Source organism: Falsiroseomonas stagni DSM 19981 (assembly GCF_900114315.1).
GTDB classification, from domain to species: Bacteria; Pseudomonadota; Alphaproteobacteria; order Acetobacterales; family Acetobacteraceae; genus Falsiroseomonas; species Falsiroseomonas stagni.
Window position 1 is genome coordinate 350,087 of record NZ_FOSQ01000002.1, and the last position, 14,071, is coordinate 364,157.

At 71.6% G+C, this 14,071-nt stretch carries 10 protein-coding genes and 1 pseudogene; 6 read left to right on the forward strand and 5 right to left on the reverse strand.

What is annotated here, in order from left to right; all coding sequences use genetic code 11:
• Positions 1-119: 119 nt before the first annotated feature.
• The 4 genes and pseudogenes from BM041_RS08490 to BM041_RS08510 all read left to right on the forward strand — a co-directional run bounded on the left by BM041_RS08490 (position 120) and on the right by BM041_RS08510 (position 3,701).
• The gene (locus BM041_RS08490; protein WP_092958348.1) at positions 120-890 is read left to right on the forward strand and encodes a sulfite exporter TauE/SafE family protein; all 771 of its coding nucleotides are present in this window, start codon (positions 120-122) and stop codon (positions 888-890) included.
• Positions 890-1,582: a cysteate racemase gene (gene cuyB, locus BM041_RS08495; RefSeq protein ID WP_092958350.1), complete on the forward strand. Its 693-nt coding sequence runs from the start codon at positions 890-892 to the stop codon at positions 1,580-1,582. Before BM041_RS08490 ends, cuyB begins: the two co-directional genes overlap by 1 nt.
• A 136-nt stretch (positions 1,583-1,718) precedes the next feature.
• Positions 1,719-3,269, forward strand: a pseudogene (locus BM041_RS31150) (ABC transporter substrate-binding protein).
• A gap of 192 nt (positions 3,270-3,461) precedes the next feature.
• Positions 3,462-3,701 (forward strand): hypothetical protein, encoded by a 240-nt coding sequence (locus tag BM041_RS08510; protein WP_092958356.1) that lies wholly within the window; start codon positions 3,462-3,464, stop codon positions 3,699-3,701.
• 5 nt (positions 3,702-3,706) lie between these two features.
• On the opposite strand, the gene BM041_RS08515 is transcribed toward BM041_RS08510, so the two are convergent.
• On the reverse strand, positions 3,707-7,687 hold the full coding sequence (locus BM041_RS08515) for a PAS-domain containing protein (protein ID WP_092958358.1): 3,981 nt from the start codon (positions 7,685-7,687) through the stop codon (positions 3,707-3,709).
• Positions 7,688-7,844: 157 nt separating this feature from the next.
• On the opposite strand from BM041_RS08515, the gene BM041_RS08520 reads away from it, so the two are divergent.
• Positions 7,845-8,582 carry a response regulator gene (locus tag BM041_RS08520; protein WP_092958360.1) on the forward strand — a complete coding sequence of 246 codons (738 nt, stop codon included), beginning with the start codon at positions 7,845-7,847 and terminating at the stop codon, positions 8,580-8,582.
• 61 nt (positions 8,583-8,643) lie between these two features.
• The gene (locus BM041_RS08525) at positions 8,644-9,798 is read left to right on the forward strand and encodes a benzoate/H(+) symporter BenE family transporter (protein WP_092958362.1); all 1,155 of its coding nucleotides are present in this window, start codon (positions 8,644-8,646) and stop codon (positions 9,796-9,798) included.
• Positions 9,799-9,913: 115 nt separating this feature from the next.
• On the opposite strand, the gene BM041_RS08530 is transcribed toward BM041_RS08525, so the two are convergent.
• From BM041_RS08530 to BM041_RS08545, 4 genes are all read right to left on the reverse strand, one after another.
• A complete protein-coding gene (locus BM041_RS08530; RefSeq protein ID WP_092958364.1) occupies positions 9,914-10,927 on the reverse strand; it encodes an ABC transporter substrate-binding protein in 1,014 nt (337 codons plus the stop codon).
• A gap of 146 nt (positions 10,928-11,073) precedes the next feature.
• Entirely contained in the window at positions 11,074-11,946 is an 873-nt protein-coding gene (locus BM041_RS08535) for an ABC transporter permease (protein ID WP_092958366.1), read from the reverse strand.
• A complete protein-coding gene (locus BM041_RS08540) occupies positions 11,943-12,980 on the reverse strand; it encodes an extracellular solute-binding protein (protein WP_092958368.1) in 1,038 nt (345 codons plus the stop codon). The genes BM041_RS08535 and BM041_RS08540 overlap by 4 nt, the downstream gene beginning before the upstream one ends.
• 32 nt (positions 12,981-13,012) lie before the next feature.
• Positions 13,013-14,068, reverse strand: a complete 1,056-nt coding sequence (locus BM041_RS08545; protein ID WP_092958370.1) for an ABC transporter ATP-binding protein — start codon at positions 14,066-14,068, stop codon at positions 13,013-13,015.
• Between the last annotated feature and the right edge of the window lie 3 nt (positions 14,069-14,071).

Here is a 14,071-nt window from a genome sequence, read left to right on the forward strand (position 1 = left end):
AGGAGGGGGAACGCTCTTGCGCCGTTCTCGCCGCAGTGCAGCAATGGCCGTGCCATACAGTCCGCATCCCGCGGCGTCACCCCCATCGGCCCATCCGGGGCCTTCCCAGGACGCAATCCTTGCCGATCATCGCTGACCCCTGGTTCTGGGGGCTTGCCATTCCCGCCGTGCTGCTGACCGGCATCACCAAGGCGGGCTTCGCCTCCGGCGCGGGCAATTCCATGGTGCCGCTGATGTCGCTGGTGATCCCCGCGCCGCAGGCGGCCGGCATCGCGCTGCCGCTGCTCTGCGCCATGGACATCGCCTCCCTCAAGGCCTGGTGGGGCAAGTGGTCGGTGGCGCAGCTCTGGATCATCATGCCGGGCGGGCTGCTCGGCGTGGCCATCGGCGCCGCCATCTTCGGCTTCCTGCCCGATGCCGCGGTGAAGCTGATGGTGGGCGCCATCGCCCTCATCTTCCTCGCGCGCAGCCTGTGGCAGGGCCGCCCCGGCCGCGTCGCGCCGCCCCCGGCCACCAGCAGCCGGGCGAAGGGCGCGTTCTGGGGCATGATGTCCGGCCTCACCAGCACCATCGCCCATGCCGGCGGTCCGCCGCTGGCCGTCTATCTCTACCCGCTGAGGCTCGATCGCGCCGCACTCGCCGCCACCACCGTCGTCTTCTTCGGCGTGGTGAACTACGTGAAGCTGGTGCCCTACTTCCTGCTCGGCCAGCTCTCCCTCACCAATATCCTGACCAGCCTCTGCCTGCTGCCCCTGGTGCCGGTGGGCGTGCGCATGGGCATCTGGCTGCAGGGGAGGATGAGCGACAAGGTCTTCTACCGGATCGTCTATGTCATGCTCGCGGTCAGCGGCACCAAGCTTGTGTATGACGGCATGAAGGGCCTGCTCTGATGCTCGGCGTCCTCGGCGGCATGGGTCCGCTCGCTTCCGCGCAGTTCATGCTGCGCCTCACCCTGCTGACCCCCGCGCTGCGGGACCAGGACCACATCCCGGCCGTGCTCTGGTCCGACCCCCGCGTGCCGGACCGCACCGCGGCCCGCATCGCGGGCGGAGAGGACCCCCTGCCCGCCCTGCTGCGCGGCATCCGCGGGCTGGAAGCCGCCGGCGCCACCGCCATCGCCATCCCCTGCAACACCGCCCATGGGTGGTTCGAGGCCATGCAGGCGGCGACCGCGCTGCCCATCCTCCACATCGTCGATGCGGCGGAGGCCGAGTTGCGGCGCCAGGGCGTCACCCCCGGCCCGATCGGCCTGATGGGCACCGCCGGCACCCTCGCCATGCGCCTCTACCAGGGCCGCCTCGATTCCCGCGGCTGGACCTGCCTGACCCCCACCGCCGAGGAGATGGACCGCCTCGTCACCCCCGGCATCACGCTGGTGAAGGCCAATGACGTCGCCGGCGCCTACTCCCCCCTCGCGGAGGCCGCGCGCCTGCTCATCGCCCGCGGCGCGCGCGCCGTGGTGCTCGGCTGCACGGAGATCCCGCTGGGCATCGCCGCTGGCCCGGTGCTGCCCTTCCCGGTCTGCGACACGATCGATGGCCTGGCCCGCGCCGCCATCGCACGGTGCCATCCGCCCGCCTGATCCCGTCCCGGCATCACGCCGCGCTGCATTATCCGGGTTGCGGCCGGCCGCGCGGCCCGGATCGTCGTGGCCGCCGCGCGGCCCGGATCGTCGTGGCCGCCGCGCGGCCCGGATCGACGCGGCGGAGACCACGCCCATGCCCCGCGCCGCCCGCCTCCTCGCCTGCCTGGCCTTCCTCGCCGCCCCCGCCGCGGCGCAGGAGATCCGGCTCGGCGTCGAGCTGTTTCCCAACAGCCTCGACCCGCACTGGCACAATTTCGGCGGCAACAAGGGCTTCGCCGCCCACCTGTATGAACCGCTCGTCGCCCTGGACGCCCAGCAGCGCCCGACCCCGGCGCTGGCCACGGCGTGGACGGCGACCGATTCAACAACCTGGCGCCTCACGCTCCGCCCCGGCGTGACGTTCCATGATGGCGCGCCGCTCATCGCCGCCGATGTCGCCCACACCATCGCGCGCGCGGCGAATCTGCCTGGCAGCCCCTCCTCCTTCGCCGTCTATCTCCGGCAGATCACGGCGGTGGAGACGCCGGATGCCGCGACCGTCATCCTTCGCACTGCCGCACCCTTCCCGCTGATGCCGGTCTATCTCAGCCAGGTCCCGATCATCCCCGCGACCGGCGCCACCACGGCGGATTTCGATGCCGGCCGCGCCGCCATCGGCACCGGGCCCTTCCGCCTGACGGCCTTCGCGCGCGGCGACCAGGTGACGATGGCCCGCAACGATTCATAGTGGGGCCCCGCCACCCCCTGGGCCCGCGCCACCATCCGCAACATGGCGCAGCCCGCCACGCGGGTCGCGGCGCTGCTGGCGGGCGACCTCGATGCCATCGATGCCGCGCCGCCGCAGGACCTGCCACGGCTCGCCGCCGATCCGCGGCTGCGGGTCTCCACCCTCGTCGCCCCCGCCGTCGCCGGCTTCCACCTGGATGTGACGGACCGCGTGCCCCCCGGCATCGCCGCCACCGATGGCAGCCCGCTGCCCCGCAACCCCCTGCTGGACCACTGGGTGAGGGAGGCGCTGTCCATCGCCATCCAGCGCGACGCCATCGTGGACCGCGTGATGGGCGGCCAGGCGCGAATCGCCGGACAGTTCATGCCCCCCGGCGCCTATGGCCACGCCCCCGCACTCGGCCCGCCGGGCTTCGACCCCGTCCGCGCCCGCGCCCTGCTGGCGGAGGCCGGCTACCCCCAGGGCTTCCGCCTGGTCATCCACTGCCAGAACAACCGCTTCGTGAATGACGAGCAGATCTGCCAGGCCGTCGCCCAGATGCTGACCCGCACCGGCATCCGCACGACGGTGGAGGCGATGCCCCACGTCATGCACGTCGCCCGCAGCCGCAACCGGGAATTCAGCTTCTGGACCGGCCTCTGGAACGTCGAGACCGGGGAGCCCACCTCCCCCCTCGTGACCCTGCTCGGCACGGTGGACGAGGCCCGTGGCCGCGGCCAGTTCAACCGCGGCCGCTACGCCAACCCCGCCTTCGATTCGCTGCTCGACCAGGCACTGGCCGAGCTGGATGACGGGGCGCGGGAGCGCATCCTGATCCAGGCGACGGAGATCGCCTTCCGCGACGTCGCCCTGATCCCGCTGCACCACCAGATGCACCTCTGGGCTCATCGCGCCGGCCGCCGCCACGCGCCGCGCCTCGACGGCTACACCAGGGCGATGGATTTCGCGCCGGAGTGATCCGGCGGGGATTTCCGGCCCGACCGAGCCCCCCACCGGGATTGCGACGCCGTCACTTGAACCGACGACCGGCCTCGTCGTATAAACGGCCATGCAGATGAGAATTATTCTCAACTGACTCGCAGACGCCACTATCCTGCCAGCCGTGCCTGACCTGACATCGCCTACCTGACACCGACGACGGGAGCCTCCATGGGCCGCGAATTCAGCCACATCGCCCGCCGCTGCGAACGCGCCGTCGTGACCGCGTATCGGGAACTGCGCGATGGCGGGGAAGCCGACATGCAGGCCTTCACCGCCTGCACCACGCTCTACCGCATCCACCACCCGGAAGCGTCCATGCAGGAAGCCCGGCGCCTGGTCTCCGAATGGATCGACCACCACATCGTCCGCGCCGCCCAGACGCCGACCGACGGCTGCGCCTGCGACTAAGGGTCCTAGGCCGGGCCCTGCCCCTCCGCCAGCGTCGCCGCCACCGTCCGCTCGGCCAGTGACCCAAGGCCGGAGGCCGCCGCCCCCGCCTCCACCGCCCGCCCGTCGCGGGATGCCTGCTCCACCGCCGCCAGCAGATCGGCCAGCGGCCTGGCGCCCGCCATGCGCGCCGCGCCCTTCAGCCGGTGCGCCGCCGCTGCCGCGCCCTCCAGGTCGCCCGCCGCCAGCGCCACCGCCACCGCCTCCCCGTCCCGCTTCACCCCTTCCCGGAAAGTGTTCAGCAGCCCGGCCAGCCGCGCGGGATCGCTGCCGAACAGGCCGCGCAGCGCCTCGGGGTCGAACAGCATCGGCCCGGGCTCGGCCACCGCCGTCTCCAGCCGCCCCGGCGTCTGCGGCATGAAGCGGCCCAGCACGCGGGCCAGGGCATCCAGCGCCAGCGGCTTCGCGAGGAAGGCATCCATCCCCGCGGCGTAGCAGCGCTCATCCTCGCCCCGCATCGCATTGGCGGTGACGGCCACCAGCGCGGTGCGCGCGCTACCCGGCGCCAGTTCCTCCTCCCGCCGGATCGCGCGGGCCAGGTCCACCCCGTCCATCACGGGCATGTGAAGGTCCACCAGCGCCACCCGGTGGCGGGCCTGGCGCCACAGCGCCAGCGCCTGCGCCCCGTCCTCCGCCATGTCGGCGATGCAGCCCAGCAGTTCCAGCTGCCGGGCCAGCACTTCCCGGTTCACGGGGTGGTCATCCACCACCAGCAGCCGCGGCGCGGCTTCCCCGTCCAGCGGCGGCAGGACGGGCGCGGCCAGCACGGGCGGCGCCTCCATCGGCTCCGCCGGCAGCAGCCGCAGCGTGACGGTGAAGCGGCTGCCCCGCCCCGCCGTGCTTTCCACCGCCACATCGCCCCCCATCAGCCGCGCCAGGCGCCGCACGATGGAAAGCCCGAGTCCCGTGCCCCCGAAGCGCCGCGTCGTCGAACTGTCGGCCTGCGCGAAGGGCTGGAACAGCCGCCCGACCTGCTCCGCCGTCATGCCGACGCCGCTATCCTCCACCATCAGCGTCACGACGATCACGACGCCCTCCGGCCCCGCTTCCGGCCGGGCGGAGCACCGCAGCCGCACGAAGCCGACATCGGTGAACTTGATGGCGTTGCCGACCAGGTTGAACAGGATCTGCCGCACCCGCACCGGATCCGCCGAGACCATGTCCGGCGCATGCGGCGTGACCGGGCCGAGCGGATCGGCAAACAGCAGCAGCCCCTTCCGCTTCGCCTCCACCGCCAGCGTCTCCACCGCGCCCTCGACAAGACCGCGCAGCGAGAAGGGCAGCGCCTCCAGCTCCATCCGCCCCGCCTCGATCTTGGAGAAGTCGAGCAGGTCATCGATGATCCGCAGCAGCGATCCCGCGCTGTCCCGCATCACCGCCACGCAGCGCGCGAGCGCGGGGCCCGGCGGCGTGCGCTCCATCACCTCGATCATGCCGAGCACGCCGTTCATCGGCGTGCGGATCTCGTGGCTCATCGCGGCGAGGAAGGCGGATTTCGCGCGGTTCGCCGCCTCCGCCGCATCCCGCGCCGCGGCCAGCGCGCCTTCCTGCCGCTTGCGATCGGTGATGTCGGTGTAGGTGCGGACCATGGAGCCATCCTCCATCCGCCGCGCATGAACCTCGAGCACCATGCCGTCACGGCGCGCGCGCTCGTAGCGCTTCTCCTCCATCGGTTCGTCGGCCAGCGCCCTTCGCGTCTGTTCCGCGCCTTCCGCGCTGCTGTCGTAGTCGCCGCGGGCGCGCTGATAGGCCACCATCTCCGCGAAGCGCACGCCGGGCCTGGCCAGCGCATCCGGCAGCGCCAGCAATTCGGCGGCGCGCCGGTTGATGACGCTGACCTGCCCCTCGGGGTCCACCAGCAGCAGCCCCTGGCCCATCGCCTCGATCGTCGCGGTCAGCGCGGCATAGGTCCCGCGCGCGGCGTCCCGCGCCTCCGCCAGCGCCACCTCCTGCCGCTTGCGGTCGGTGATGTCGGTGAAGGTCCGCACGCTGCGGCCATCCGGCATGGTGACGGAATGCACCTCCAGCACCGCGCCATCGGGCATCCGCCGCTCGTAATGGCCCTGCTCCATCGGCCCGCCCGCCAGCACCGCGCGTGCCCGCCGCCCGGCGGCCTCGTCCTGGTCGTATTCGCCCCGCGCCAGCTGCCAGGCGGCGATATCCTCCAGCCGCGCGCCCTCCGTCGCCAGCCCGGGCGGCAGGCGCAGCAGCTCGATCGCCCGGCTGTTGATGACCTGCACCCGCCGGTCCGGGGAGAACATCAGCAGCCCCTGGCTCATATGCTCGATCGTCACCGCCAGGCTGGTCTGCGCCGCGCGGGCATGGTCGCGCGCCTCCCGCAGCTCATCCTCCCGCGCCCGCAGCCGCGTGATGTTGCGATAGGCCGACAGCACGCTGCCATCCGCCAGACGCTGCCGGGTGATCTCCATCCAGTATCCGGCCGGGGAGAGCCTGATGTCCGGCTCGCTGCCCGCGCCCATGATGGCGGCGGCGCGGGCTTCCACCGCCGCCTCCATCGCGGCCCCTTCCGCCGGCGGCGTGCCATAGTCGCCCCGCCGCAGCATGAGGCGCAGGATGTCGCGCCCCTCCGCCCCCGGCCGCGCCAGCAAGGCGGGGATGCCGTAGAAATGCGCGAGCTGCCGGTTCATCAGTCGCACGCGGAAGGCCGGCGACCACAGCACCAGCCCGTCCTGCATGCTGTCGAGGACGAGTTCATGCGTCTCCCGCGCCGCCTGCAGTTCCTCCTCCCGCGCCTTGAGCGTGGAGATGTCGCGGTAGATCACCAGCACGCCGCCATCGGGCGTCGCCACCGACGAGGCCTCGATCCAGGCGCCGTTGGAACCGCGGACCTGCACCGGCGTGCTGCCGGGGTGGCGCGCGATGGAAAGCCGTGCCTCGACCGCCGCCTCGAAGCCGGCCTCATCCGCCGGCACCGGCCCGAAATCGCCGCGCCGCAGCCGGTAGCGCATCGCCTGCACGGCGGAGGCGCCAGGCTTGCCGATCGTGTCCGGCAGGCCGAAGAACTCCACCGCGGCGCGGTTGCCCAGCAGAAAGTTGAGATCGCGGTCCATCAGCACGACGCCATCCGTCATGCTGTCCAGGATCAGGCGGTGCATGGCCCGCGCCGCCGCCAGCTCCTCCTCCCGCTGCTTCAGCGCCGTCACGTCGCGGTACATCAGCACCGCGCCGCCGCCCCGCACCGGGATGGTCTTCACCTCCAGCCACAGCCCGCCCGGCGTGCGGCGGATGTAGGACACGCCGCCCGGCCGGTTGAGCAGCGCCGCGCGCTGCGCCACCCGCGCCTCCAGCTCCGCCTTGTCACGCGGCGGCGGGCCGAACTCGCCGCGCTCATCCTGGTAGCGCATGACGTCGAGGACGCTGACGCCCTTGTAGGCCATGTGCACCGGGAACTCGCCGACGCGGATCGTCTCCTTGTTGAAGAACTGCAGCTTCATCTCGGCGTCCCACATGACGACGCCGTCGGTCATGTGGTCGAACACCGTCTCCAGCGTCGTCCGCGCGGCGGACAGCGCTTCCTCCTGCCGCTTGAGGTCGGTGATGTCGGCGGCCGTCAGCACCAGGCCGCGCGACATGGCGCGCAGATGCACCTGGAACCAGGCCCCGCATGCCGTGCGCCACAGCGTGACGCGCTCGCCCTCTCCCACCGCTGGCAGCCAGGCGTCCGGGTCCTCGAGCCGCGCCAGGCCGGGATTGGCCGCCCCCCCCGCCTGCCCGATCGCCGCCAGCAGGTCGCGCAGCGTGGCGCCCGGCGCGGGCGGCGTGCCATCCGGCGGCAGCAGCCGCGCGAAATCCGGGTTGCAGGAGACCAGCCGCCCATCCGCCGCGAACAGGGCGAAGGGACCGGCGAGATGCGCCAGCGCTTCCGCCTGCAGGCTGGCGACCTCGTCCGGCGGCAATGCGCCGGCGGGCCGGTCGTTATCGGGCATGGGATCACTATGCCTCATTGGTGCCGCTTCTTGTGTTTCGCGCCGTGCAACGGTTTGTTTCACCTGTTTCGCCAGCCCGCCCGCCCGAGTCGACCCGGCGCCGGCCTTTCGGCGCAACCCAAGGCGGGCGAAGATTACAGTGACGGGAGAGCGTGGCATGGCCGGAGGCACGACCAACCTGCTGGTGGTGGAAGACGACCCGTTCCAGCGGGAGACCGTCTGCGCCTACCTCTCCGGCCAGGGCTTCGCGGTGGAGGGGGTGGCGGATGGCACCAGCTTCCGCGCCGCCATCGCCGCCGCCATGCCCGACGCCGTGCTGCTGGATGTGGGCCTGCCGGGCGGGGAGGATGGCTTCGCCCTTGCCCGCTGGATGCGCGCGCTGTCGCCGGGCATCGGCATCATCATGCTGACCGCGGCGGGGGACCTGGTGGACCGCGTGGTCGGCCTGGAATCCGGCGCCGACGACTACATCACCAAGCCCTTCGAGCCCCGCGAATTGCTGGCCCGCATCCGCGCCGTGATGCGCCGCGCCCATGCGGAGGCCGCGGCCAGCCCGCAGAGACCGGAAAACCTGGCCCCCGGCCGCATCCGCATGGGCGGCGCCGTGCTCGACCTTAAGCGCGGCCTGCTGCTGACCGCCGATGGGCGTGAGGACACCCTCACCGAAGGTGAGTTCACACTGTTGAAGCTGTTCGTGGACAACCCGAACCGCGCCCTGCACCGCGACTGGCTGCTGGAACGCACCAGCGGGGATGAGGAGCCGGAGGCCTTCGACCGCGCCATCGACCTTCGCATCATGCGCCTGCGCCGCAAGGTGGAGCGCAACCCCGCCCGCCCGATGGCCATCCGCACCGTCCGCGGCGTGGGCTACCTGTTCGACCCCGAGGCGGGGTGACGCACGGGCGGTAGCCACCGCCCCGTAGCCACCGGCGCCCCCCGGTGCTTCAACCCGCCCCATGCGCGCCTCCTTCTCCGCCCAGGCCCTCTTCGCCGGGCTCCTCGCCGCCTTCGTGGGCTTCGCCTCCTCCTTCGCCGTGGTGCTCCAGGGGCTGACGGCGGTCGGCGCCAGCCCGGCGCAGGCGGCCTCGGGCCTCACCGCGCTGGCCATCGCCATGGGGCTCTGCGGCGTGGTGCTGAGCCTCTGGCGCCGCCTGCCCATCACCGTCGCCTGGTCCACGCCCGGTGCCGCGCTGCTGGCGGGCTCCGCGGTGCCCGATGGCGGCTTCCCGGCCGCCGTCGGCGCCTTCATCGTCGCTGCCCTGCTGGTGCTGGTCGCGGGGCTCTGGAAGCCGCTCGGCCGCGCCGTGGCGCGCATCCCCGCGCCCATCGCCAATGCCATGCTGGCCGGCGTGCTGTTCGGCCTGTGCCTGGCGCCGGTGCGCGCGGTGCAGGAAATGCCGGCGCTCGCCTTGCCCGTGGTGCTGACCTGGCTGCTGGTCGGGCGCTTCAACCGCCTGCTGGCCGTGCCCGCCGCCGTGCTGGTCACGGCCGGGCTGCTGTGGTGGCAGGCGCCGGACCTGGGCGCGGTCTCCCTCGCCCCCGTCGCCGTCTTCGTCATGCCGGTCTTCGACACGACCGCGATGATGGGCCTCGCCTTGCCGCTGTTCCTGGTGGCGATGGCGTCGCAGAACATCCCCGGCATGGCGGTGCTGAACGTGAATGGCTACCGGCCCGACCCCGGGCCGCTGTTTACCGCGACGGGGCTGTTCAGCCTGGCGGCCGCGCCGCTCGGCGGGCATGGGGTGAACCTGGCCGCCATCACCGCGGCGCTCTGCGCGGGTGAGACCGCGCATCCCGAGCGATCCCGTCGCTGGTGGGCCGCCGTGGTGGCGGGGATAGGCTACTGCGCCTTCGGCATCGTCTCCGCCGCCGCCGCCGCCTTCATCGCCGCGGCGCCGCCGATCCTGATCCAGGCCGTCGCCGGCCTCGCCTTGCTGGGCAGCTTCGGCGCCGCCATCGTCGCCGGTCTGTCGGAGCCCGCGGACCGGGAGGCCGCGGTCGTGACCTTCCTCGTCACCGCCTCCGGCCTCACCGTCTTCGGCATCGGCGGCGCCTTCTGGGGGCTTGTCGCGGGTGGCGTCGTGATGGTGGTGGCGCGGTATCGGCGCTAGCAGGCATCGGCCGCATCGCGACCCCGCTTCCGCCGGTTCGCGCGGTTCAGGCTTCCCGGCGGCCTGGCCTCACCCCAACCTGCGTCGAAGCGGCGGCGCGCGCGCCCACCCGACATCAGCCCGGCAATGCTTCCCGGTAGTAGCGCAGGTCGAGATACTTCATCGGGTCGGTCAGGGCGGTTCCGGGCGGTCCGAACTGGCTGCGGAGCCCGAGCACGGTGCTGATGCCGGGAACGTCGATGGCCGCGCGGGGCGCGAAGCCGCCGGAGGGGTCGAGCAGCACGCGATAGGAATTGGCCGCGACCTGCTCGCTCATCGTCGGCACGTTGCGGCGAAGCAGCGCGATGGCCTCGTCGCGATTGGCCGGATCGTAGAGCCAGGACAGCGCATCGACCGTGCCGCGGATATAGCCCACGACCTCCGCGCGGTGGCCTTCCGCCCAGCCGCGGCGCGTGGCCGAGACCAGCCCCTGATAGGCGCCCATCATCCGCGCCGCATCCGCCAGCACACGGAAGCCCTGGGCCTCGGCCTGCACCTCGAAGGGGGAAATCAGCAGCGTGCCGGCATGCCGCTTCTCGAGCAGCGCCTGATAGCGCTGCAGCACGCCCCCGGCACGCACGTAGCTCACCTCCTCCTGGCGGAGGCCGCCGAGTTCCACCAGCTTGCGCAGGACGAAGGCATAGCCGGTGGTCAAGGCGTCCACCGACAGTTCCTTGCCGCGAAGGTCGGCGAAGCTCGTGATCTCCGGCACGGTGACAAGGCGAAGGAAGCCGTTGTCGCCGCCCATCACGACCGCCAGGTCAGGCGTGCCCTGCACGCTCGCCTCCCCCTGGCCTTCCATGTAGGCGATGACGTTGTCGATCGCGGTCACCGCCATGTCGAAGCGGCCGCTGATGAGGTTGGTGAGCTGGAAGGTGGAGTTGGGTGTGGGCGTCAGCGTCACGCTGACGCCGTGGCGGGCGAAGAAGCCCTTCTCCATCGCAACCCAGATCGGCCAGTTGAAGCCGCCGGGGAAGGTGATCAGCTCGATCGGCCGCAGGGTCTGCCCCACGACCCCCAGCGCGGGCATCGCCAGCGCGGCGCCAAGTGCAAGCTTCACCGCGCCACGGCGGCCCTGGCCCTGGTTCATCGATCCGTTCCCCCGATTATGCCCCTACGCTGGGGGAGGCGCGCCGGGATGGCAAGGCAGGAATTCCGCACGCCAGGTCCCGCCCCGCGGCCTTCCCGTGCCTCCTTCGCCAGCGGGCGAGCCGGCTCTGGACTGTCGTCGCAAGACTACCGGCCGGCCATCCGCCGGTGCGCGATCACATGCGCCACCGCCGTCAGCACCAGGGTGGAGGCCATCAGCACGAAGGCGATGGCGCCGCCGAAGGGCCAGTTGTTCTGCTCGATGAACTGCCCGTAGACCAGCGGCCCCATCATCTGGAAGCGCGGCCCGCCGATCAGCACCGGCGTCGCATAGGCGTTCATGCCGAGGATGAAGGTGAGCACGCCCCCCGCCAGCACGCCCGGCATGGCGAGTGGCAGCAGCACGCGCCAGAACATCCGCGCGGGCGGCGCGCCGAGGTTGAAGGCCGCCTCCTCCACCGACCGGTCGATGCCCTCGATCACGCTCTGCAGGCTCAGCACCATGAAGGGCAGGTTGACCGCGGTGATGCCGATGATGACGGCGGGCTCGGTGTACATGATGTCGATCGGGCCGCTGGTGATGCCGAGCCCCATCAGCGACGCATTCACCACGCCCTTGGCGCCGAAGGCCACCATCCACCCCGCCGCGCGCACCGCATTGCCGACGAAAAGCGGCAGCACCACGGCGATCAGCAGAAGGTTCTTGTAGCGGCTCTGCGTCCGCGCCAGCACATAGGCCAGCGGAAAACCCAGCACGAGGCAGATCAGCATCACCACGAAGGCGATGCGCACCGTGCGCCACAGGATGTTGAGGTAGTAGGCATCGGTGAAGAAGCGCACGTAATTGTCGATGGTCAGCGCATCGACCATGAACTGCCCCGGCACGAAGGCATTCAGGCTGTAGCGGAACAGCAGGCCGAGCGGCACCAGCAGCGCCACCACCACGAACAGGGTGGCGGGCGCGATCAGCCCCGCCGCATCCCACTGGATGCGGCGGGTATCGGAAGCGGTGGCGCTCAAGCCTTGAACACCCGGTCCCACCAATCCTTCATCGCGTTGTTCTCACGCGCGAGATACGCGTAGTCGAGGTCGACGAGCCGCGCGCGCTCCTGCTCCGTGAAGCCGATGCGCGCGGCGAGGTCCGGCGCCACCGCGGCATTCGTCACGGTCGGGTTGAAGCCCATGTCCACCGCGAAGGCTTCCTGCGCGGATTTCTCCAGCATCGCGTCCATGTAGGCGTAGGCACCGGCCTTGTTCGGCGCGTTCTTCGCGATGGAGAAGCCGGAGACATACATCGGCACGCCTTCGATCGGCGCCACGGTCTGCACGGGGATGCCGGCATTCTGCCACTGCACGCCGCGCGCCTTCCACATCATGCCGAGTGCGATCTCCTCCGACTGCATCGCCGCCGCGAAGGCTTCGTTGGTCGGATACAGCCGCGCCCCCGCGCGCTTCGCCGCCATCAGCAATTCCTTGCCCGGCTCGATGTTGCCGACCGTGCCGCCCGCCGCCAGCGCCGCCGCGATCATCACGAACTGGTACTGGATGTCGATGAAGCCGATCTTGTTGCCGTGGCGCGGATCGATGGCTTCGCGGAAGCCCGTCGGCGCGCTCACCAGCTTCGGGTTGTACAGCACGACCTTGCCCGAATAGATGTGGCCGACGCCGAACTTGTAGCGCATGGCCGGGATGATGGTCGCAGCGTTGCGCAGGCGGGAATAGTCGATCTCCTCCGCGACGCCAGCCTCGCCCATCTCATGCATGTTGGCCGCCGAGAAGCCCTGGATGTCCACGGTGCCGCGCGGCAGGCGGCGTTCCGCCACCATCTTGGCGCGCCGCGGCGCGTCGGACGCCTGGTCCTGCACCACGTCCCAGCCCTGCGGCTTCAGGATCGGATCCTCGATGTTCTTGGTCAGCAGCCGGGCATAGTCGCCGCCCCAGGTGCCGACCACGACACGCCCGCGCCCCTGCGCCCGCGCGCCGCCCGCCCCGAAGGCCGCTACGGCCCCCGCACCCAGCAGCGCCTGGCGCCGCGTCACCGAAAACCTGCTCATTCTTGCCTCTCCTTGTTGCGTCTCACGGGTCTTCACGCCGCGTCGGGAAACACCATGCCGGCCGCTCGCGGCCAGCCGATGGTCACACTCTCACCCAGCGCCGGCGGCCTGATGCCGGCGCGGTTCGGCACATGCACGACCAGCTTTTCCCCGGCCGCGATGCGCAGATGCAGTTCGATCAGCGGGCCGAGATAGGAGACGAACTCCACCACCCCCGCCAGCCGGTTCTCCTCCTCCTCCGGCGGCGCCAGGTGCACCGCCTCCGGCCTTATCGCCAGCACCGCGGGCCCGGCCGCCATCGCATCCGGCACCGCGATGCCGATGCCGCCCGCCGTCACGAAGCGCCCGCGTTCCGCCACCCGTCCGGCCAGGAAGGTGCTGCGGCCCACGAAGCCCGCGACGAAGCGGTCCGCCGGCCGCTCATACAGATCCTGCTGGCTGCCCACCTGCCGGATCTCGCCCTCCGCCATCACCACCAGGCGGTCGGCGACCGTCAGAGCCTCCTCCTGGTCATGCGTCACCATGATCGTCGTCAGGCCAAGCTGCCGCTGCAACTGGCGGATCTCCACCCGCACCTCCTCCCGCAGCTTGGCGTCGAGGTTCGACAGCGGCTCATCCAGCAGCAGCACGTCGGGATGGATCGCAAGCGCGCGCGCGAGCGCGGCGCGCTGCTGCTGCCCGCCCGACATCTGCCGCGGCAGGCGGCCCGCATAGGGCTCCATCCGCACCATGCGCAGCGCCTCCATGGCGCGCGCCTCGCGCTCCGCCTTCGGCACCTTCCGCATCTCCAGCCCGAAGGCCACGTTCTCCGCCACATTCATGTGCGGGAACAGCGCGTAGTTCTGGAACACCATGCCGGTGTTGCGCAGCCAGGGCGGGCTGCCCGTGATGTCCCGCCCGCCCAGCCGGATGCTCCCCGCGCTCGGCTCCACGAAGCCCGCCACCATGCGCAGCGTCGTCGTCTTGCCGCAGCCCGAGGGCCCCAGCAGCACGAGGAACTCCCCATCCGCGACATCCAGCGTCACGTCCCGCACCGTCGTCACGGCGCCGTAGCGCTTCGTCAGCCCCGCGATCTCAAGCCTGGCCATCGC

Bases quoted from the DNA above. Each gene is read 5' to 3' on its own strand.
- BM041_RS08515 (WP_092958358.1), bottom strand. From the start codon at position 7,687: ATGCCCGATAACGACCGGCCCGCCGGCGCATTGCCGCCGGACGAGGTC.
- cuyB (WP_092958350.1), top strand. From the start codon at position 890: ATGCTCGGCGTCCTCGGCGGCATGGGTCCGCTCGCTTCCGCGCAGTTC.
- BM041_RS08540 (WP_092958368.1), bottom strand. From the start codon at position 12,980: ATGAGCAGGTTTTCGGTGACGCGGCGCCAGGCGCTGCTGGGTGCGGGG.
- BM041_RS08545 (WP_092958370.1), bottom strand. From the start codon at position 14,068: ATGGCCAGGCTTGAGATCGCGGGGCTGACGAAGCGCTACGGCGCCGTG.
- BM041_RS08510 (WP_092958356.1), top strand. From the start codon at position 3,462: ATGGGCCGCGAATTCAGCCACATCGCCCGCCGCTGCGAACGCGCCGTC.
- BM041_RS08520 (WP_092958360.1), top strand. From the start codon at position 7,845: ATGGCCGGAGGCACGACCAACCTGCTGGTGGTGGAAGACGACCCGTTC.
- BM041_RS08525 (WP_092958362.1), top strand. From the start codon at position 8,644: ATGCGCGCCTCCTTCTCCGCCCAGGCCCTCTTCGCCGGGCTCCTCGCC.
- BM041_RS08530 (WP_092958364.1), bottom strand. From the start codon at position 10,927: ATGAACCAGGGCCAGGGCCGCCGTGGCGCGGTGAAGCTTGCACTTGGC.